Origin of the sequence: Butyrivibrio sp. (assembly GCF_015056685.1) — a bacterium.
GTDB lineage: Bacteria > Bacillota > Clostridia > Lachnospirales > Lachnospiraceae > Butyrivibrio.
This window is the reverse complement of the sequence record NZ_SVFW01000016.1, coordinates 45,630-66,653: the sequence shown is the minus strand read 5'-3', so window position 1 is coordinate 66,653 and position 21,024 is coordinate 45,630. Positions and strand designations below refer to the sequence as shown.

Below are 21,024 nucleotides of genomic sequence, written 5' to 3'. Positions count from 1 at the left end.
ATGAGTCTTAACAAAAAGTCAGTTGATGACATCAACGTAAAGGGCAGACGCGTACTTGTTCGTTGCGATTTCAACGTACCTCTTAAGAACGGCGAGATCACAGACGAGACAAGAATCGTTGCAGCTCTTCCTACAATCAAAAAGCTTATAAAGGATGGCGGCAAGGTTATTCTTTGCTCACACCTTGGAAAAGTTAAAAATGGCCCTAACGAGGGTGAGTCACTTGCTCCAGTAGCTAAGAGACTTTCAGAGAAGCTTGGCAAGGACGTTAAGTTTGTTGATGATTACAACGTAACAGGCGCTGCAGCAACAGGTGCTGTAGAGGCTATGAAAGAGGGAGATGTTGTTCTTCTTCAGAATACTCGTTTTAGAGGCAAGGAAGAGACAAAGCCTGAAGAGGCTGGTGAGGCTTTTGCAAAAGAGCTTGCTGATCTTGCTGATGATTATGTTTGTGATGCATTCGGTTCAGCTCACAGAGCACATGCTTCTGTAGCAGTTGTAACAAAGTACATCAAAGAAAAAGGCGGAAATAACGCTGTTGGATATCTTATGCAGAAGGAAATTGACTTCCTTGGAAATGCAGTAGAGAATCCTGTAAGACCTTTCGTGGCTATCCTTGGTGGTGCAAAGGTTGCTGATAAGCTCAATGTTATCAACACACTTCTTGAGAAGTGCGATACACTTATTATCGGTGGTGGTATGGCTTACACATTCCTTAAGGCTAAGGGATATGAGATTGGTAACTCTCTCCTTGATGACAGCAAGATCGACTATTGTAAAGAGATGATGGAAAAGGCTGAGAAGTTAGGCAAGAAGCTTCTTCTTCCTATCGACACAGTTTGCATCGATGAGTTTCCTAACCCTATCGACAACCCATCAATTGCTACAACAATCGTTGATTCAGATAAGATTCCTTCAAACAAGGAAGGCGCTGATATCGGACCTAAGACTATCGAACTTTACTCAGAAGCTGTTAAGTCTGCTAAGACAGTAGTTTGGAACGGACCTATGGGTGTATTCGAGAACCCTGTTCTTGCAAATGGTACTAAGGAAGTTGCTAAGGCACTTTCTGAGACAGAAGCTACAACAATCATCGGTGGTGGTGATAGTGCAGCAGCTGTTAACCAGCTTGGTTTTGCAGACAAGATGAGCCACATCTCAACAGGTGGTGGAGCTTCTCTTGAATTCCTTGAAGGCAAGAAGCTTCCTGGCGTATACGCTGCTGACGATAAGTAATGTCTTAGCGAGATTTTATCGAGCTTAGACTACTACTTAGTTCTGGCGAGCGTAAGCGAGAGCAGAACTTCCTTTGAATAAAATATTAGAGGTGATAAAAAATGGCACGTAGAAGAATTATCGCAGGCAACTGGAAGATGAACAAGACTCCTAGCGAGGCTGTTGCACTTGTTGCTGAGCTTAAAGATTTAGTAAAGAATGATGCTGTAGACGTAGTTTACTGCGTTCCAGCTATCGATATCGTACCTGTAGCAGAGGCTGTTAAGGGTACGAACGTACATGTAGGTGCAGAGAACTTCTACATCGTAGATAACGGTGCATTTACAGGTGAGATCTCAGCTCCTATGCTTAAGGATGCAGGTGTTGAGTATGTTATTATCGGACACTCAGAGAGAAGAGATATCTTCGGTGAGAACGATATCCTCATTAACCAGAAGGTTAAGAAGGCATTTGCATCAGGTCTTACACCTATCCTTTGCTGTGGTGAGTCACTTGCACTTCGTAAGGCTGACACATACAAGGAATGGATTGAGAGACAGATCACATGGGATCTTGATGGCGTAACAGCTGATCAGGTTAAGAAACTTGTTATCGCTTACGAGCCTATCTGGGCAATCGGAACAGGCGAGACAGCTACAGCTGACCAGGCTGAAGAAGTTTGCGGACTTATCCGTAAGCTTATTGCTAAGCTTTATGATCAGGCTACAGCTGATGAAGTTCGTATCCAGTATGGCGGATCAATGAACGCTGGCAACGCTGCTGAGCTTCTTTCTAAGGAGAACATCGATGGTGGTCTCATTGGCGGAGCTTCACTTAAGCCAGACTTCGGTAAAATCGTCAATGCATAATAGTTAAAAAATACTGGTGGTTTTCTACAAGGATAACCACAATATATAGCACATTTTGAGGGATTTATTGTTATATATTAACAATAAATCCCTTTTTGTATTCTTTTAGGTATCACTAAATAATATCACTTTTGAGGTTGTGAAATATAGCTGGTATCACTTGCATTTTTTTATGATATATTAAGTGATAGTAGTAAGGATTTTTATGAGGTGTAGAGATGAAGAACAATAGAAATGGCGAAGGCTCGGTAAGAAAGCTAAAAAATGGAAGGTATGAGTGCATAATCCAGAGTAAATATCCTGACCCTGCATTATGTCCATATAATGGCAGAGAAAAAGAGGGTAAGAGAAATCTTACTCTTTTTTTATTGTCTTTTAATGTTCAATATTGCGACCATAACACTTAAAGGGATTATAATAACCAAATAAGGTATTAAATTTTTGAGTAAGAGGAAAAAGAATGAGAGTTAAGTTGAGTTTAATGTTGTCATTAGTAGCAATATGCATTTCAGGATGTGGGAATGCTACACCAGAAGATGGCACTGAAAAGCGTGTTGAAGAACAAATAGAAACGGTCGAAGAGGCTGCAGGTGCGGTAAGTACTGAGGCGGAGGTTGAGGAACAGACACTTCCTCCGATAACAAAATATACTGTATCATTCACAGATGCAGCGAATGAAGCAATAGTTGTCAATGACGGAGAGCAAATTGTAATTCCTGACTACGAGGGTATTAAGTTAGTCGAAGACATGAATTTGTCTGATATTACACTGGATGAAGAGGGATATTACTGCTTGGATGGAGAGCGTGTGTGTCCTGAAGAGCGTGCGGTTGTAGACGAAGAGGGGAAGAATATAATACTAAAAAATCTTAGCATCCCTTACGAGTTGATATATATGGTTAATTCAGAGGATGATACAGTCTACCCTGTTAGGGTAATAACAAAAGAAGAGCCAACTAATAGTGGCATATGTCTTGTTTTTGAATATGATGACAAAGAGGATGGAACAAGAATCTATGGATATAAGGGAATTACGGATATGTTCAATAGGGATATAGCGCAAGCCGAAATATACAAAGGGGTATTTCAAGGGTGGTCTGAAGAACAGGACTCAGAGAATGCTGAGTACAAAGAAGGAGATAGTATTACTGTATCAAATAATTTGGCTTTATTACCAATATTTAGTACAGATGGGATAGAATTATCAGATACTACAGAAGGAACCGAATTTGAAGGGATAAATGAGATTTCAGAGGGCATTCAGAAAGTAGTTGCAACGACCAAATGGGGGAATATTGGTGTAAATGATAAGGGCAGAGTAATTACTGATTCTGCTACATCTACGGTTAATCAAGAGACCGGGGTAGTATCAGAAGTGCAGAAGGCTTCAATATCTTCTCAGGCGTCTTCAGCTGGTTCAGATACTATTCAACAATCAGGAGGTAGTGGAGCGTATTACGAAAAAAATATTCCTGTAAAAATAATTAATGGACATCAAGAGTTTTTGCGATATGAATATGTATCTCAGGCAGAAATTGATGCTGTAAATGCAGGGTATGGTACTAATCCATATGCTGGAGCGGCTGCATGGGGTGTGCCATTTGTTGAAGTCACGGCTGAGGATGAGGAACGTTCAAGACAGGAGTGGGAAGCGCTTGGACGGCCTGAATTTCATGCGGAATGAGAAATGATTATTTCAAGAGGATACCTGAAGAAGGTATCCTTTTTTTTATATAAACCTTTAGGAAGATTGTCAACGTATAATAAGTGATATAAAAAGCGGGCATCCTCAGATGCCCGCTTTTTCATGCTTTTTGTAGTTCACCCTCGAGAGCAAGTTGCTCATCTACAAATTCTTTAAATCTTGGAAGTTTGATCGATACAACTCCACGAGTTTCTACATCAATAATTCCCTTTTCTTTTAGCCTTGCCCGGGGAATAGACCACGAGCTATGGTTCTGCTTTGTTAATTCCAATAGTTCACTTGCTTCCATCTTGTCTTTTTTTACAATAAAGCTCAGGAAGTACTTATCTTTAGGTGCCAGTTCACTCCATATCTTCTTATATACCTTATCTGCTAAAACTTCGTCGAACTTCATAATGACTTCTTTTGTAAGGGCTTTTTTACCAGAATCCCATACGTATTTTCCAAGCACCTGATATGCAAAAGCATATCCCTTTGTAATAAATGCCATTTTCTCTGCATCATCATAGGATACGCCTAAAGTATTCTGATAATCTGATCTTATATAGGTGATATTCAGAGGAGTCATCTCAAACTTCGTGGCACGGAGGAAAAAAGTAAGGCCGTCAGTGTTTTCTATACTCTCGATGTCTTCATAAAGCCCTGCAACCACAAGGTTTATCGGGAGCTCTTCCCTTATGAGAATTTGAAACTCCTGTATAAAATCAATAATGCCCTTTGTCTTTCTTGCTTCATCAATCGTTATGAGAAGCCGCTTATCATTTTTTGAAAGTTCTTTTAATAACGTTTTAAGTACATAATCCATGCTTGTTGCAGGACTCTTCTTTGAAAGGTTAAGGCCAATTCCAAAAGCAGATAAGTTTAGATTTGCATCTATGAACTTAGTCAAAGCGGGCACAGCACTATATAGATTTGATACAATATCCGTCATTATTTCTGCGTCAGGGCGTACTCCAATAACAATCCACTCATCTCTTTCTCTAAAATAGCGCTCAATTGCTGTTAATGTTACTGTCTTGCCAGTTCCTCTGATTCCTGTTAGCTTAAAGGCCTGCTCATCGGGGTTTTCACTGTCAAGAGCATCAGTAATGCTGTCAATTATGCTACTTCTACTGATGAACTGAGTCGGAATTTTTCCAAAACTTATTGTATAAGGGTTTTTACTTGCCATAATCCACCATCCTATATAAATCTATATAATTTTACTTTCCTATATAATACTATATAAATCTATATAATTCAAGAAACCTATATAAAAATATATAAACCTATATAATTTATAATCAATGGGTTCTACCGTTTTAGCTCACAGATAAATAAGAATAAGGTGGAGAGCCCTAATCCTGCGTGTTGTGTATAATAATACTTGGGACAAGGTCTCTTATCCTTACATTTCCCAGGAAAAGAGCTGTTTTAGGAGTGAGATTCGGTGAGATTCCAGGGTGGTACGGATAAGATTAGTCTTAAAACATGATTTTATCCGTACTATTTGGCTCTTCAGAATCTCTTTTTGCATGATGAGTACGGATAAGAAAAGAGATACATAGATAAATTATCCGTAAATCAAGAATCAAAATTACCAAAAACCTAAAAAATGTACGGATAAGTCGGCTCATTATAGACAATCTTATCCGTAATCTAGGAAATATAACCACCAAAAACCTAAAAAAGTACGGATAAGTAGGTTCGTTAAGGTCAAAATTATCCGTAAACCAAGAAATCCTGATAACGTAAATCCTGATAATCAAGAAAGTCTATAACAAGACAGACATTTCCGAAAATGCAAATACGTTAGGTAAAAGGCCTGCTTGTAGTAAAATCTTAAACAATATAAGCGGGTTAACTGTGAATAGTAACCATCTGTCGTGTATCTATGTCAAAAAACGTGCTATCATAGATTGAAAAATAGTAGAGAAGTAATGTTTTGGCGATCAACATAAGAAAAGGATAATACAAATAATGAGACTGATATTTATAAGGCACGGAGACCCGAATTACGAGATTGATGGATTGACAGATAAGGGCAAAGTGGAAGCTCAGCTCTTGGCAAAACAGATTAAAAACTTAGACATAGATGAAGTTTTTGTCTCACCTCTGGGAAGAGCAAGGGCTACAGCAGATTACTCGTTAAAAGAGCTTAATATGCCAGCTACAACCTGCGATTGGCTTAGAGAGTTTCCTGCTGAATTTGATGCGAATATTGCGGATGATGAGACAAAAAGGGCATATAAAACAGAGCTGATAAAAGATGAAAGTACAGGGATATATCACAAGCGTATATTATGGGATATGCTTCCTTCATACTATGGTGATCATCCTGAGCTTTTTGATGTTAATGGATGGCGTGATTCAGACCTTGTAAAGGCATCTGATATGCTCACTAAATACGATAATGTCATACAAAATTTTGACGCGCTGCTTTCAGACCATGGGTATAAAAGAGAGGGGTTCATATATAAAACTGATGATGGCAACGACAAGACACTGGCCTTCTTTTGTCATTTCGGTATAACCGGTGTGCTGTTATCACATTTATGGAATGTATCACCATTTGTTCCACTTCAGTTCCTTGCAACAGCTCCTACGTCAGTTACTGAAGTTGTAACTGAGGAGCGTGAAAAAGGTATTGTAACTTTCAGGACACTTCGGGTTGGAGATACAACTCATTTATCAATGGGCGGCGAAAAAGCTTCATTTTCCGCAAGATTCTGCGAAAAGTATGAGAATATGGACGAACGACACTGATAATTATTTTTTTTTGATCCAATACGATTGGTTCAATTGCCTTAAGTGTGATATAGTTACCTGGTATGCGTGGTAGCAGGGAGATATATCTTTTGACCTGCTATCAATAGGCTGGAAAAATGGAGCGATTATGAAAAAAAACAATATAATACTGATAGGTATGCCTGCTTCCGGAAAGAGCACAGTAGGTGTAATCCTCGCGAAGATTCTTGGGTATAACTTTGTAGATGCAGACATTGTTATTCAGGAGAAGGATGGAAGAAAGCTCTCTGAGATTATAGAAGCAGAAGGAATAGATGGATTTGTAGATTTGGAAAACAGGATCAATTCCGAGATTGAAACTGAAAAGACTGTCATTTCCACCGGTGGTAGTGTGGTGTATGGAAAAGAAGCCATGGAGCACTACAAAAATATAGGAAAAGTTGTGTATCTTAAGGTGTCTATGGATGTCCTTACCAAGCGCTTAAATGATGTTAAGCAGCGCGGAGTTGTTATGAGAGAAGGACAGTCTTTAGTTTCACTTTACAACGAAAGAACTCCTCTATACGAAAAATATGCTGATTACACCATTGATGAAGGAACTCATACAATGGAAGAAGTAATCGCTGATATTCTCTCAGCAATCAGCTAATGGTATATATTACCTGTTAGATTATGACAGGTAAGGGGAAATTATGAAAAGAGATTTTAAATTTGATAATATAAAGGCTCTGTTGATATTTTTGGTGGTTTTGGGACATTCGCTGGAATATTTATATGGAGTCAAGGACACATATGGAGCGTTAAGAGCAGTTATCTATTCATTCCATATGCCGGCTTTTGTTTTTATTTCAGGGTATTTTGCCAGCAGATCAAAAAGCTCTGTATCAGAAGTTGTTGTCAAATACCTTGTAACATATCTGATATTTAATACGCTTTTTGCAATATCACCATGGCATGTGGATTCACCATTTAATTTCTTGTTTCCACAGCTTATTTACTGGTATCTCTTGTGCCTGTGTTTTTGGAGAATATCTGTGGGAGCGATTGCCGGTATAAGGTTTGCAGTGCCCCTTTCAATTCTTTTTACACTTTACATCGGGACATGTCCAAATGCTGACAGATTCATGTCTATATCAAGGGCAGTGTGCTTTTTTACTTTTTTCCTGATAGGATACAAGTTTTCTTATAAATGGATAGAGAAGATAAAAAAGCTGTATCTGGCCTTGGCACTTGCCGGAAGTATAGTATTAACAATAGCGCTATACTACAAACGAATCATCCCGGTTAAGATGTATGAGTATATCCAGTCTTATTCATCAACTAAGGTTAGCAATGTGGCCGGAATTGAGATGAGAATTGTCATGATGGTACTGGCATTTATCATTACTTTTAGCTTGATAGGTCTTATGCCTTCAAAAGAGTACTTTTTTACAATATTGGGCAGAAACAGCCTTTGTATCTACCTTGTCCATATTTTTGTTATCAAGGCTGTAGCTCAGACTAAGGTTTTATCTTTTTCAAATACCTGGAGCAACGTGGGTGCCGCAGTTATGCTATCCCTTGTTATATGCTTCTGTTTATCACTACAGGTACTAAATACAGCCTATAACAGGCTTGTCAGCAAAATATCCAGCGCGCTTATTATTCAAAAAGACTGACATATTAGCCCTACTTGAGGAAAGTAGGGCTTTGCTGTGCTATAATAAAATATTGAGATGAATACTAATGGTAAAGATGATAATTTAAGAAGTACCTTTGTCACCGCCTCAGGGAGACGGTTTATTTCTGATGCTCCCAAAGAGTACCATTACACTTCATTTGAGACCAAGAAACTTCTAAAGGCATATTCGCCTGAAAGCACTTCACCTGCAATGTACAAAAAGACTGCGCTTGTCGAGCTTGAGCCCCATGTTTCCTATAACAGGGACAAGATGCAGCTTAGTTTTAACATTTTAAGTGCCGGTGGAGTAAGCTATGTATTAAAAGATATTTCGGATTTTGTTACTGCTGTAGCTGAAAGAGAGACAGTAAGCTATGGCAAGCATCTTACCTTTACCCATGACATGTCAGCATTTTCAGATAAAACTCAGAGGATAATTGAGTTTTTAAATGATTATTTCAGAGAAAAAAATGCATCCTTGTATCCATATGGTAAAGGGCACAGCAAGCAGATCGAACTGTCCGGAGTCCAGATAGATGAGTTCATGAATTCTGTTGACGAACTCTATTTTGTGAATGCGGATTTCAGAGCTCATTTCACAGAAGAAAGGCTCCTTCAAAAGGCCATAGTATTCCCTGAAATTGATCTAAATATCGAGAAGACTGCAACCGGAGTTAATTTTGAGACCAGCTCTTTTACCATGTTTGAAGGGCACTCCAATATTTATTTTGAGAGGCGCAAAAAGATTCATGTGATCCCCAGAAAGGATGTGGCGCAGATCCTGCCGTTTTTAAACTTCCTTTCTGCCAGAAGAACAGACAATGAGCTGTTTATCGCGGAAAAAGATCTGACGCTTTTCACTACAGGTCTTTTACCGGTTCTTCAGGAATATATGAACGTGAGTTTTGACGGATTTGATCCATCAAGATATTCCCCTGATGTGCCTAAGTTCAGGGTATATGTGGATATGCCGGATCATCTCACTATTTCCTGTGATGTTCAGGCAGTATATAATTCCGATACCATAAATGAAGAGATCTATCATATATTTGCGACGGATTATCCGGAGAGTGCTTCAGATAAGGAATCAGAAAAAGAAATAAAGATAAAAAGAGACCTGTATCAGGAGAATCAGACAGCTAGGAGTATAAGCCCCTTCTTTGATGAGCTTGATAGCAAAAAGGGCCTTCTTTTACTAAAGGCTGATGATTACAGCGAAGATAAAATATATGGCTTTTTGACTGAGAGCCTTCCACAGCTTGAAAGGCTCTGCGAGGTATATCTTTCTGATGCCATCCACAAGATAAATATAAAAGCTGCGCCAAAGGTGAATTTCGGTGTTTCTTTTGTTTCAGATCTTTTGGAAGTATCTATAAATCCAGAGGATATTTCGGTAAAAGAACTGGATGAGATACTTCATAAGTATGACAGAAAAAGGAAGTTTTTTAAGCTTAAAAACGGAGATGTAATTGACCTTGCCAGCAAGGAAATGGGAGTTATTTATTCTCTTTCCGACGGCCTTATGCTATCCAAAAAGAATCTTGAGGAGGGCCATGTTGCCGTTCCGCGGTTCAGGGCACTGTTTTTGGAAGATCTATCTGAGCAGAGCAGAGACTTCGACTATAACTATATCAGTAAGAGCAGGGATTTTAAGGACCTCGTTAATTCGTTTGCCGGTGATTATGAAAAAGAATTTACGGTACCTGAAAGCCTTAAGGGGGTACTTAGAGACTATCAAAAGACAGGATTTTTCTGGCTTAAGGCTTTAAAAAGGAATGCCTTTGGCGGAATACTTGCCGATGATATGGGCCTGGGAAAGACTTTGCAGATATTGTCACTTCTTTTGTCCATAAAAGAAGATAAGGAAAAGAACGGCGACAAACATCGCTGCAGCCTTATAGTGTGCCCGGCATCCCTTGTCTATAACTGGCAGCATGAGATAAAAAAGTTCACACCACAGCTAAAATGCGAGCTTGCAGTAGGAATAAAGCCTGACAGGGAGAGAGTTACATCTGAGATTGATGAAGAAAAAACTGATATTATCATAACTTCCTATGACCTTCTAAGACGTGATGCAGAGCTTTATAAATACTTATCTTTTGAGTGCATGATAATTGATGAGGCTCAGTTCATCAAAAATCCAACCACCCAGGTGGCAAAGACTGTAAAAGGCATAAAGGCGTCATTTAAGGCGGCGCTTACCGGAACTCCTATCGAGAACAGATTGAGCGAACTTTGGAGCATATTTGATTATTGCATGCCGGGATATCTTTTTAACTATAAGAGCTTTAAGGAGCGCATTGAGATTCCGGTTACAGTTGATGGTGACAACGAAGAGATGGAACATCTAAAGAGGATGATATCTCCATTTGTTTTAAGGCGCCTTAAAAAAGACGTGCTGAAAGACCTTCCGGATAAGCTTGAGGAGACAATTGTTGCTCAGATGACAAAGCCTCAGGAAGAACTATACAGAGCCCATGTTCAGAGGGTGAAGCTTTTAGTTAATTCTAAAGATGAAAAAGAGGTTACAAGAGACAGGATTGCGATTTTGGCTGAGCTCACAAGACTCAGGCAGCTATGCTGCGACCCGGGACTTATCTATGACAACTACGATGGCGGCGCAGCTAAAGTGGATCTTGTGATCGAAATGATAAAGAGTGCGGCTGAAAGCGGACACAAAGTTCTTTTATTTTCACAGTTTACGTCAATGCTGGACAGATTGGTGCAGAGACTTGCAAAAGAGGATATAAAGCATTATCTTTTGACGGGGGCAACTAAAAAAGAAGACAGAATAAAGATGGTTGATGCATTCCAGGAAGATGATACGCCCGTGTTCTGCATATCGTTAAAGGCGGGTGGAACAGGACTTAATCTCACAGCAGCCGATATAGTTATCCACTATGACCACTGGTGGAATGTGGCAGTTCAGAATCAGGCCACGGACAGAGCCCATAGAATAGGGCAAAAGAATGTGGTTACTGTGTATAAGCTTGTTATGAAAGATACAATCGAAGAGAGGATCATAAATCTCCAGAACAGAAAGAAGGAACTTGCTGATCAGCTCCTTAATTCTGACGCTTTGAGTACGCCAAAACTTTCAAAAGAAGAGCTGCTTGAATTGCTTGGATGAAGGGCATGATTACAATACATTAATTGTAGAATTAATTGTTAAGATTTAGATTTTACAGTTTTTTATTAATGATATCAGTGGCGTTGCGTTATAATATAATTACTTTTTAGAGAAAAATGCAATCTTTTGAAACAGGAGGGGATATCGATGTCAGGAAGAGAAGATCTTATAAATCAGCTTGCAGCAAGCATGGGTGCTGGGGATTTTGCACAGACAAAATATAAAGAATCAAAATATGATGCTCAGACAGGAACGCTGTATTGCGATGGAATAATGATCACAAAACCTGTCATTGAGAAGGCTGAGCAGCATTTTAAAACTCTTAAGTCTAAATGCAGCTACAATGACCCTGCTTCCCGTGAGATGGCTATGATCTATCAGGTAGCCATAGAAGGAATCAATATGATCAGGAACAGTGGTCAGCAGACCATGAAGGAAGACAGAAGCGGAGAGTAATTGTTTTTTGTGGGGGAACGCATTAGATTCATGACTAGATTTAGACTACTCGTGGGGATTGCTTTATTCATAGCAGTAATAGGGGTGTGCCTTTTGCTTTTTAATACAAGGCAGGCGGATGAACCGGTGGCACAGGAACGACTTGTTGTGGTTTCACCCCATCCTACGGAATTCATTATCCCTCTTGTTCAGGAATTTGAGAATGAGACAGGGATTTCTGTTGAAATAATCAGTAGCGGCACTTCAGCTGCAATTTCAGATATTGTTTCCGGAGATGATATAGACCTTCTTTGGGGAGGGTCTATTCTTTCTGTTGGCCCATATAAAGATTTTTTTTATGCCTATAATACCCTGAATAAATCGGTGTTTTCTGAAGAGTGTAAGAACGTAAGCGATGAGTTTACGTGTTTTTCTGATGTTCCAAGCATCATAATGGTAAATAATGACATTATTGGAGACATTGAAGTTAATGGCTACGAAGATCTCTTAGACGAGAGACTTAAAGGGAAAATTGCCTTTGCTAATCCCTATAAATCCTCATCTTCCTTTGAACAGCTGGTAAATATGCTCTATGCCATGGGAAATGGAAATCCTGATGAAGGCTGGGACTATGTTAAAAAACTGATCGGACAGCTGGATGGAAACATGCTCGATAGCTCGTCTGAGGTGTATAAAGGTGTCGCAGATGGAAGGTTCCTTGTGGGACTTACCTTTGAGGAAGCAGCGGTAACCATGCTAAAAAGTGGAAAGCATATAGGGATCATATACATGAAGGAGGGCGTAGTTTCAACGCCTGACGGAATATACATAAATAAGGATTCAAAAAGAATCGAGCAGGCAAAGCGGCTTGTTGATTTTCTCACATCAAAAGATGCCCAGATGTTCATGGCTAAAAATCTGGGAAGACGCTCTGTCCGCAAGGATGTGGACCCGTCAAATATGGTCATTTCCTATGATGAGATGAAAAAGATAACCGTGGATAAGGAGAAGGTTATCGCAAATAAAGATATTTGGACAGATAAGTTTTTAGAGCTTTACGAGGAGGCTGCGAATGAGTAAGAATGTAGGCTCCTTTCAGGAAAACATAAGAAAGACTTTCATAAGATTTTCCATTGTTCCTGTAGCGGCAATAGTAATGGCTGTTTTTGTCCTGTTTGCAATAGTGTGGATACATTTCATGGAGGATTCCAATAAATCCGATAACGCTGCATCATGTAACGAGATAAAAAGAATCATGAATATTTACTATGAAATGATGGATGATGTAGATGACATTCTTGCGGAAGAAAGTTGGGATAGTATCTTTTCTGCGCTTTATAACAGGACTGCTTCATTTGGGGATATCGGAAATCTTATTATACTTTCCAGTGACAGAAAAGTTCTTTTTTCAAGCAAAAGAACTACTCCTAAGTTCTTGATTGCTGAAGAATACGCTAATTGGGGCGTTTGGAACAGCATAAAAAAGAATGAAGGGAAAACTGCAACCGTTTTATACGGTAAAAATCTCTGCATAGGAAAAGGTGTTTATGAAGGAAATACCTTGAAATATGCTATTTGCTATATTGTCCCAAATGAAGTTGTTTCAGGTGCAATAGTTGTCCAGGACAGATTTGTTATTTTAACTGACAATAGCGGATGGGTTTATGCCAGCAACACCAAGATGATGCAGGATGCGTACGGCCAGATAGACAGCTCTTTTTACAACAGGACAGGATATGTGAGGCAGGCCGGGAAACTGTATTATGTCTTCTCGAATAAAACGGACAAAGGCCTTGTGCTCTACACGATCAATGATATTTCAAAGAGCATTGAGCTTATCTGGGTAATGGTCGCCATAGTAATAATTATTTTTATTGCCATTGCTCTTATTACCATACGCAGTACATCCAAGAGTTCAAAGGAGTACACAAAGGACATAAAGAAGATTGAAGATGCCTTTGAAGAAGTGCAGAACGGCAATTTTGACGTGAGCCTTGATATAGACAGCAGCACAGAGTTCATGGTAATTGGAAATGACTTTAACAAGATGCTTCAGGGCCTTAAGGACCAGATAGAGCAAAACAAAGAACTGGCAGAAAACGCTGCTTTTTCCCAGGTTAAGCAGCTTGAAAGTCAGTTTAATCCGCATTTTCTTTTTAACACTTTGGATAATATCAGATTTATGGCAAGGATTGATGCAGCAGCTGCCGACAAGATGATCGTTTCTTTGTCAGGTCTTTTACGCTATAGTATCAGAGAGGTTCGTGAAGAGGTCACGGTAAAAGAAGATCTGGATAACCTCCAGTATTATCTGAATATCCTGCAGATAAGGTTTAACAAGCGCTTTGCATATGAGCTGGATGTGGCAGAGGATATAATGGAATGCCTTATTCCAAAGCTTCTCATACAGCCGCTTTTGGAGAATGCTGTTAAATACGGCTTTGGCACCAAGGAAAAGCTGTGCGTCAGCATAAGAGGCTATCAGATGCAGGAAATGCTGGTGTTTATATGTGAAGACGACGGCGCAGGAATAGAAGAAAAGCAGTTAAAAGAAATACGTGATAACCTAAAGGAAGACAACAACACAACGATGCATTATGGGCTTTACAATATCCACCGCAGGATACGCCTGATGTATAAAGGGGATTACGGCCTTGATATCTCTAGTGTTAAGGATAAGGGGACAATAGTAAGGCTCACTATTCCAAAGCACATCTGATGATAGGGGAAGGCTTTTGACGGAGTAAAAAACATAGAATGAGGGATTATGTATAGAGTATTGATTGTTGAGGATGAAGATATCATAAGAAAAGGCATAGCCTATACCATGGACTGGGTAGGCATGGGCTGTACCATAGTTGGCGAAGCTGCAAACGGCAGGGAAGGGCTTGAGAAGATAAAAGAGCTTGAGCCTGACATAGTGCTTGTTGATATCATGATGCCTGTAATGGATGGCATCGAGATGATAAGGCGGGCAGGGGAGGATGATGGTAATAGCGATCTTAAAACGATCATTCTTACCAGCTATGCGGATTTTGATTATGCCAAAAAAGCTATAAATCTTGGAGTTTCTGCCTATCTTATGAAGCCAGTAGACGAGGAAGAGTTAAAGGCCAGCATAGCCAAAGTGATATCTGAGATAGAGAAGGAGCATCGCCTTGAGCAGATAGAGCAAAAGAGCTCAGATGTATTCATAAAAACTGACAAAGAAAATGATTATATCCAGCAGATCCTTGATGAAACCAAGCTCCATTATTCGGAAAAGATCAGCATAGAAATCTTTTCCGACCGATTTGGAGTTTCTTCAAGCTATCTGTCACGCAAATTCAAGGAATCCACAGGGACCAGCTATCTTGATTTCCTGAATAAATACCGGGTTCAGCAGGCAGTAAAGCTTCTTGAAACCGGTAAATACAAAGTTTATGAAGTATCCGATCTTACGGGTTTTTCCGACTACAAACACTTCAATACAGTATTTAAGCGCTACACCGGCTCTTCGCCTTCAGAGTTTGTGAAGTGACACATGTGCCACCTCAGGCATCATTTATTGAGCTGCTTTATCTCGTTTTTGTTTTTGTACATTTCTTTGTCAGCACGCTCAAAAATCTGGGATAGTGTTTTGTCGCCTTTCGTATATTTAGAGAGACCGGCTGCGACTACAACATCGCCTTTGTACTGATTTTTGATGTTGTGCTTTTTAAAGTTGGTCATGATAGCTGAACAGTTAAGGTAATCAGGACCTTGGATTATTGCTACGAATTCATCACCACCAATTCTAAATACAGGGCTGCGCTTGAAAAAGCTACAAATGGTGGAGCAGCCTTTCCGGATGTATTCGTCACCAGCCTGATGACCCAGAGTGTCATTTATCTGTTTGAGACCATTTAAGTCAAATACCGCAAGGGCAAAATCTTCGATGGTGCCGTCTGAGATCATTTCATTCATCATGAGCTCTGTTTCGGCATATGCATGTTTGTTCTTTATGCCCGTAAGCTCGTCGATGATGGCTTTGCTTTCTGCAGCATAAAGATTTTCGTTGTATTCCTGCTCGCGTCGTACAACTTCATCAATATCAAGAACGCCGACGACCAGCTTTTCGTCTCCGCCTTTTTTATCCATAACAGCTCTCATAGCAACATATATAAAGGAATCACCATATAAAAGCCTGTGACGGTGTTCGAAAACACCGGCAGACCGTACATGTTTCATCACCTTTTTTTTGGTAAAAGCAGATAATATATCATCCACATCATCCGGATAGGCAATTTTAGGAGTGATTTTTATCATATCCCCAAAGAAATCATCGCCTTCTTCAGGAAGCTCTGAGGCAACACGTTTGTTTGTTGGAATATATTTCTTATAGTGACCTGTAACAGGATCAACGGAGAAAATGTATATGTAATTGCCTGAGAGAGCGCCGATCCTGGAGTATATTATTTCTTCTTCCTTGGCATGCTCAAGTACTTCACGGGCTTTTATCTGATTATCAACGTTGTTAATGCCGATAATTACATGATTTCCTTTTCCCTTAACTTTTACCGCTTTAACAGTGACAAAGGTCGGGACACCCTTAATAAGCATTCTTGTAACAACGGAATATACTCCATTCTTTTCAAGTTCGCTTGCTACTATTTCTTTTGTGAACAATTTTTTGAACTGTTCTTTATCCTCTTCAATGATCGGAGGATCAAAGTCGTCCTTGTCCAGGTCAAAGAAATAAGAACCTTTTCTTTCAAAAGATATATCGCGACTCTCGCCATGGGAAGAATACTCGGTAAAAGAATCGTTATCCAGATCCACAAAGAATAGTGTTATATAATCCTCGCTGAGTGCTCTTGCTATGTAGTTGTAAGTCAGTGAGTCCTTACTGTCGGGGTCAGAAACAGACAAAATTACTGTAGCAACAGCTGCGTCACCGGTAACAGGATTTACTGCAATCCTGAACATGAGCAGCTGAACGATTCTTCCGTCATTCATTCTGTCATCGATTATCACTCTTCTTCCATCCGCTGCGCACTGCCTGGCGGCATTAAAAGAGTAGTAACCAACTCCCGGATTTATTGAAGAGTAGTCAATCTCATTTATTTCTTTGAACTCAGGAAATTTTTTTAATATAAAATTTCGAAAGCTCTTATTGCATCTGACAAATGTTGCTTTATCCTTACCTATTGAAAAAATTACCATAGGAGTAGCATCGAAATAATCGGAAAGGGGCTTGTCATCATTCTGAGAAAGTGACAGGTCATAGAGGTTTATTTTTCCTACCTGTTCAAAGTAAGAGGACTCTTCGGGATTCTCAAAACCGATCTGTATGCCTTTTTCATTTCTTTCGACAATGTCTGATAGTGATACCGGATGAACATAGTAGAAGCCCTGAAGCTTGGTACATCCTATCTCTGTCAAAAAGTCTGCCTGTTCCTTTGTTTCAATTCCTTCAGCAACAGTATCTGTTCCAAGTGAAAGTGCAGTCTTTACAACCTCGGTGAGGAGTATTTGGCCGGCTTCGTCTTTGCCAATCAGATGAGTAAAAGCATCATTTATCTTAAGAAGGTCAAAATGAATCTTTAACAGGATCAAAAGAGATGCGTAGCCACTTCCGTAGTTATCCATCCAAACTTTGATGCCGGCTGACCTGAAGCGATCTATGATATCTTTGTAATAATCCATGTCTGAAGAAATATCTTTTTCAGACAGTTCAATGCAGAGTTTTTCCCTTGAAAGCCCTGACTTATCAACAAGTTTTATGATCTCAGATACCATGTCACAGCATTTAAAATCTGTCCCGGACAGATTTACTGATTCGGGAACAATAAAAAGATCATGTGATGCCTGGCTTTTTAACTTTTCCAAAACCCGGTTTACCATGTAAAGATCTAGTTTATAGGTCAGGTTATGCTTGTCAAGTATAGGGACAAATAGAGAAGCGGGATAGATATCACCATCTGGTGTTTCCCATCGTGCAAAGGCCTCTTCGTCGGAAACTCTGCCGTTTGCAGCGCGAATCAAGGGCTGATGGTAAGCTTTTATCCATTCTTCTTCCAAAGCCCTGTCCAGGTTATCCAAAATATATTTTTCAAAATCAGAATTATTGCCTTTACTTGATTCCAACGCGGTCTCCTGAATATTTTGAAAAACAAACATGTCACATAATACCAAATTAATTTTATCACAAAAATGACAACAACACAGAAAAAATGGTTCAGAAAATCGGATATTAAAACAGAAATTTAGGTATAGCTAAAAACTTAAATGATTTATGCTTTTTTTATCAAATGTTTATTTCATTTGGAAAGGAGAAGGAAAATGAAAAAGAAATTAGCGTTGGTATTGGCAGGACTTATGACGTTAGGCCTTATGGGCTGTGGCTCTCAGAGTCAGCCTGCAGCTACAGAGACTCCTGCAGCTGAGACAAAGACTGAGGAGACAGCTCCTGCAGAGACACAGGCAGAAGCACCTGTAGAAGAAGCAGGTGGCCTTGATGCGATCATTGAAGCTGCAAAGGCAGAGGGGGAACTTATTGTCTACGGTTCTTGTGAGGAAGAATATTTAGCAGCTGCATGTGAGCATTTCCAGGAACTTTATGGAATCAAAGTTCAGTATCAGAGATTATCAACAGGTGAAGTACAAAGCAAGATTGAAGAGGAAAACGGAAATCCTTCAGGAGATGTATGGTTTGGAGGAACAACAGATCCTTATAACGTAGCAGCTTCAGAAGGACTTTTGGAGCCATATGAGGCAGTAAATGCAAGCCATCTTTTGAGTGACAAATACCGCGATGCTCAGGGCCAGTGGTATGGAATCTACAAAGGAATCCTTGGATTCATGGTAAATAAGGATGAGCTTTCACGTATGGGTATTGATGAGCCGGCCGATTGGAAGGACCTTCTTGATGAGAAGTACAAAGGCCTTATCTGGCTTTCAAACTACAATACAGCAGGAACAGCAAAACTTGTTATCAATACTATGATCCAGAAATATGGACATGACGAGGGTATTCAGTATCTTGTTGATCTTGATAAGAATATCGAAGTTTATACAAAATCAGGTTCTGGCCCATCAAAGAACGTTGGTACAGGTGAGTGCGTTGTAGGTATTGGCTTCCTTCACGATGGAATCACACAGATCGTTGACAACGGATATGGCAATGTAGGACTTATCATTCCTTCATCAGGAACATCTTTCGAAGTTGGCGCAACAGCTATATTTAAGGGATGTGCACATCCAAATGCAGCTAAGCTTTGGATCGAATATGCACTCAGCCCTGACTGCGTAGAACTTGCTGCACAGAACGGCTCATATCAGTTCCTTGTAATTGATAATGCAAAACAGCCTGAAGTAGCAGCAGAGTTTGGTCTTGATCCTGAAAATGTTATGGATTACGACTTTGAAGATGCTAAACAGAATACAACTACTTATGTAGAAGAAGTTATGACTGCACTTGGAAGTGCTGCAGACGATCGTTTCAAGACAGAATAATGTGTTTATTTGGGGCGGATGTCATACATCCGCTCCATTTTTTGAGTTAACAAGGAGGACATAACAATGGCAAAAAGTCAAAGTGCCAGCCTTGACAGGAAAAAGCTTATGGCAGACCCAATTATGGTCTCAACCATCGTGCTTTTGATTGTTTTTTTGACTGTATTTATTTTGTATCCGCTGGCAATACTGCTTGTGGATAGCTTTATTTCTGAATCGGGATTTACCTTAGACACATTTAAAAGAGTTATGGAACTGGCAAATTTTAGAAGGGCCATAACCAATACTTTAAAAGTAGGATTTTTGGTGGGCATTGCATCTGCCCTTATCGGACTTTTATTTGCATATGTGGAGGTCTATGTAAAGCTCCGCACAAGATTCATGGAAGGACTCTTTAAGGTGGTATCAATGCTTCCTGTTGTTTCACCGCCATTTGTTCTTTCACTTTCAATGATCATGCTTTTTGGAAAAGCAGGAATCATAACACGATTTCTTTTGAAAATTTATGACAACAGCGTGTATGGCTTTTGGGGAATTGCGATAGTACAGACGCTTACCTTTTTCCCTGTCTGCTATATGATGCTGAAAGGTCTTTTGAAAAATATCGATCCATCCCTGGAAGAAGCTGCAAGAGACATGGGAGCTTCAAGATTTAAGGTATTCATGACAGTGACATTCCCTCTTATCCTTCCGGGTCTTGGAAATGCATTTTTAGTAACATTCATTGAGTCTATAGCAGATTTTGCCAACCCAATGATCATCGGCGGATCATATGATACTCTTGCAACAACCATATATCTTCAGATAACAGGTGCATATGATAAGCAGGGAGCTGCAGCGATGGCGGTAGTTCTTTTGGCAATAACACTTGTGATGTTCATTGTCCAGAAGTATTACCTTGAGGCTAAGAGTACCGCTACACTCTCAGGAAAGGCTTCAAGAGAAAGAATGCTCATCACTGATAAGAGTGTAACAGTTCCTTTGACAATCCTCTGCTCAGCACTGGCAATCTTCGTTATCATCATGTACATCTGTGTTCCTTTCGGAGCAATGTTCCGTACATGGGGATATGATTTCCATCTGACATTTAAGTGGTTTGGACTTGTCTTTACAAAGTATAAGGGCCTCAAGGCCTTTAAGGACAGCTTTATCCTGTCACTAATTTCTGCACCGATCACAGCTCTTTTGTCCATGATCATTTCTTATCTTGTTGTAAAAAGAAAATTCAAGGCAAAGGGCTTTATAGAAGCTGTTTCAATGCTTGCAATGGCTGTACCCGGTACTGTTCTTGGTATTGGATACATAAGAGGCTTCTCAGGCGGCCTCTTTGGAACCGGAATCCTTCAGGGACTTTACGGAACAGGTGCTATTCTTGTTATCGTATTTATTGTTCGTAGTCTTCCCACAGGAACGCGAAGCGGAATATCAGCCCTTCGCCAGATTGACAAGAGCATTGAAGAATCAGCTTATGACATGGGAGCAGACAGCTTCAAGGTGTTTATGACAGTGACACTTCCACTTATCAAGGATAGTTTCCTTAGCGGATTTGTTACATCATTTGTCCGTAGTATTACAGCTATCAGTGCGATCATACTTCTTGTTACACCGTCTTATCTGCTTATTACGGTTCAGATCAATGAGTTTGCAGAAAAAGGATCTTATGGCATCGCCTGTGCTTTCGCCACAATCCTTATCTGCATAACCTATGGAGCTGTTTTGATAATGAATATGATCATTAAGCGATTTGGAACAAGTAAAAGAGTGATGGAATGAACCCTGGTGGGGACGGGGTTCGTGGTCCATTTTT

The 21,024-nt window shown here is 39.8% G+C and carries 16 protein-coding genes; 14 read left to right on the top strand and 2 right to left on the bottom strand.

Annotation, left to right across the window (positions count from 1 at the left end; genetic code table 11):
- The 4 genes from E7303_RS07585 (at window position 1) to E7303_RS07570 (ending at window position 3,768) form a co-directional block, all read left to right on the top strand.
- Entirely contained in the window at window positions 1-1,236 is a 1,236-nt protein-coding gene (locus E7303_RS07585) for a phosphoglycerate kinase (protein ID WP_292144593.1), read from the top strand.
- Between the two features lie 101 nt (window positions 1,237-1,337).
- Window positions 1,338-2,084, top strand: a complete 747-nt coding sequence (gene tpiA / locus E7303_RS07580) for a triose-phosphate isomerase (RefSeq protein ID WP_022773064.1) — start codon at window positions 1,338-1,340, stop codon at window positions 2,082-2,084.
- Between the two features lie 218 nt (window positions 2,085-2,302).
- Window positions 2,303-2,491, top strand: a complete 189-nt coding sequence (locus E7303_RS07575; RefSeq protein WP_292144592.1) for a hypothetical protein — start codon at window positions 2,303-2,305, stop codon at window positions 2,489-2,491.
- Between the two features lie 53 nt (window positions 2,492-2,544).
- Window positions 2,545-3,768 (top strand): hypothetical protein, encoded by a 1,224-nt coding sequence (locus E7303_RS07570; RefSeq protein ID WP_292144591.1) that lies wholly within the window; start codon window positions 2,545-2,547, stop codon window positions 3,766-3,768.
- A 121-nt stretch (window positions 3,769-3,889) separates the two neighbouring features.
- Here the strand turns inward: E7303_RS07570 and E7303_RS07565 are convergent, their stop codons facing one another.
- The gene (locus tag E7303_RS07565) at window positions 3,890-4,960 is read right to left on the bottom strand and encodes a hypothetical protein (RefSeq protein ID WP_292144590.1); all 1,071 of its coding nucleotides are present in this window, start codon (window positions 4,958-4,960) and stop codon (window positions 3,890-3,892) included.
- Between the two features lie 788 nt (window positions 4,961-5,748).
- Between E7303_RS07565 and E7303_RS07560 the strand changes: the two genes are divergently transcribed.
- The 8 genes from E7303_RS07560 to E7303_RS07525 all read left to right on the top strand — a co-directional run bounded on the left by E7303_RS07560 (window position 5,749) and on the right by E7303_RS07525 (window position 15,261).
- Window positions 5,749-6,534, top strand: a complete 786-nt coding sequence (locus E7303_RS07560) for a histidine phosphatase family protein (protein ID WP_292144589.1) — start codon at window positions 5,749-5,751, stop codon at window positions 6,532-6,534.
- Window positions 6,535-6,664: 130 nt separating this feature from the next.
- Entirely contained in the window at window positions 6,665-7,165 is a 501-nt protein-coding gene (locus tag E7303_RS07555; protein ID WP_292144588.1) for a shikimate kinase, read from the top strand.
- A 43-nt stretch (window positions 7,166-7,208) separates the two neighbouring features.
- Window positions 7,209-8,174, top strand: coding sequence for an acyltransferase family protein (locus E7303_RS07550; protein ID WP_292144587.1), 966 nt, complete (start codon window positions 7,209-7,211; stop codon window positions 8,172-8,174).
- 57 nt (window positions 8,175-8,231) lie between these two features.
- Window positions 8,232-11,306, top strand: coding sequence for a DEAD/DEAH box helicase (locus E7303_RS07545; protein ID WP_292144586.1), 3,075 nt, complete (start codon window positions 8,232-8,234; stop codon window positions 11,304-11,306).
- Window positions 11,307-11,453: 147 nt separating this feature from the next.
- On the top strand, window positions 11,454-11,762 hold the full coding sequence (locus tag E7303_RS07540; RefSeq protein ID WP_103869130.1) for a hypothetical protein: 309 nt from the start codon (window positions 11,454-11,456) through the stop codon (window positions 11,760-11,762).
- A gap of 30 nt (window positions 11,763-11,792) precedes the next feature.
- Window positions 11,793-12,821 carry an extracellular solute-binding protein gene (locus E7303_RS07535; protein ID WP_292144585.1) on the top strand — a complete coding sequence of 343 codons (1,029 nt, stop codon included), beginning with the start codon at window positions 11,793-11,795 and terminating at the stop codon, window positions 12,819-12,821.
- The gene (locus tag E7303_RS07530; RefSeq protein ID WP_292144584.1) at window positions 12,814-14,460 is read left to right on the top strand and encodes a sensor histidine kinase; all 1,647 of its coding nucleotides are present in this window, start codon (window positions 12,814-12,816) and stop codon (window positions 14,458-14,460) included. The genes E7303_RS07535 and E7303_RS07530 overlap by 8 nt, the downstream gene beginning before the upstream one ends.
- Window positions 14,461-14,508: 48 nt before the next feature.
- Window positions 14,509-15,261 (top strand): response regulator transcription factor, encoded by a 753-nt coding sequence (locus E7303_RS07525; RefSeq protein WP_292144583.1) that lies wholly within the window; start codon window positions 14,509-14,511, stop codon window positions 15,259-15,261.
- Between the two features lie 20 nt (window positions 15,262-15,281).
- Here E7303_RS07525 and E7303_RS07520 read toward each other — a convergent pair whose 3' ends face one another.
- The gene (locus tag E7303_RS07520) at window positions 15,282-17,849 is read right to left on the bottom strand and encodes a bifunctional diguanylate cyclase/phosphodiesterase (RefSeq protein WP_292144582.1); all 2,568 of its coding nucleotides are present in this window, start codon (window positions 17,847-17,849) and stop codon (window positions 15,282-15,284) included.
- 195 nt (window positions 17,850-18,044) lie between these two features.
- Between E7303_RS07520 and E7303_RS07515 the strand changes: the two genes are divergently transcribed.
- Window positions 18,045-19,217, top strand: coding sequence for an ABC transporter substrate-binding protein (locus tag E7303_RS07515; protein WP_292144581.1), 1,173 nt, complete (start codon window positions 18,045-18,047; stop codon window positions 19,215-19,217).
- Window positions 19,218-19,283: 66 nt separating this feature from the next.
- Window positions 19,284-20,990, top strand: a complete 1,707-nt coding sequence (locus tag E7303_RS07510) for an ABC transporter permease (RefSeq protein ID WP_292144580.1) — start codon at window positions 19,284-19,286, stop codon at window positions 20,988-20,990.
- The last annotated feature ends 34 nt before the right edge of the window (window positions 20,991-21,024 follow it).

Excerpts from the sequence above, each read along its gene's own strand:
- E7303_RS07565 (WP_292144590.1), bottom strand. The coding sequence starts at position 4,960 with ATGGCAAGTAAAAACCCTTATACAATAAGTTTTGGAAAAATTCCGACT.
- E7303_RS07545 (WP_292144586.1), top strand. The coding sequence starts at position 8,232 with ATGAATACTAATGGTAAAGATGATAATTTAAGAAGTACCTTTGTCACC.
- E7303_RS07585 (WP_292144593.1), top strand. The coding sequence starts at position 1 with ATGAGTCTTAACAAAAAGTCAGTTGATGACATCAACGTAAAGGGCAGA.
- E7303_RS07555 (WP_292144588.1), top strand. The coding sequence starts at position 6,665 with ATGAAAAAAAACAATATAATACTGATAGGTATGCCTGCTTCCGGAAAG.
- E7303_RS07550 (WP_292144587.1), top strand. The coding sequence starts at position 7,209 with ATGAAAAGAGATTTTAAATTTGATAATATAAAGGCTCTGTTGATATTT.
- E7303_RS07540 (WP_103869130.1), top strand. The coding sequence starts at position 11,454 with ATGTCAGGAAGAGAAGATCTTATAAATCAGCTTGCAGCAAGCATGGGT.
- E7303_RS07515 (WP_292144581.1), top strand. The coding sequence starts at position 18,045 with ATGAAAAAGAAATTAGCGTTGGTATTGGCAGGACTTATGACGTTAGGC.
- E7303_RS07575 (WP_292144592.1), top strand. The coding sequence starts at position 2,303 with ATGAAGAACAATAGAAATGGCGAAGGCTCGGTAAGAAAGCTAAAAAAT.
- tpiA (WP_022773064.1), top strand. The coding sequence starts at position 1,338 with ATGGCACGTAGAAGAATTATCGCAGGCAACTGGAAGATGAACAAGACT.
- E7303_RS07525 (WP_292144583.1), top strand. The coding sequence starts at position 14,509 with ATGTATAGAGTATTGATTGTTGAGGATGAAGATATCATAAGAAAAGGC.
- E7303_RS07535 (WP_292144585.1), top strand. The coding sequence starts at position 11,793 with ATGACTAGATTTAGACTACTCGTGGGGATTGCTTTATTCATAGCAGTA.
- E7303_RS07510 (WP_292144580.1), top strand. The coding sequence starts at position 19,284 with ATGGCAAAAAGTCAAAGTGCCAGCCTTGACAGGAAAAAGCTTATGGCA.
- E7303_RS07570 (WP_292144591.1), top strand. The coding sequence starts at position 2,545 with ATGAGAGTTAAGTTGAGTTTAATGTTGTCATTAGTAGCAATATGCATT.
- E7303_RS07560 (WP_292144589.1), top strand. The coding sequence starts at position 5,749 with ATGAGACTGATATTTATAAGGCACGGAGACCCGAATTACGAGATTGAT.
- E7303_RS07530 (WP_292144584.1), top strand. The coding sequence starts at position 12,814 with ATGAGTAAGAATGTAGGCTCCTTTCAGGAAAACATAAGAAAGACTTTC.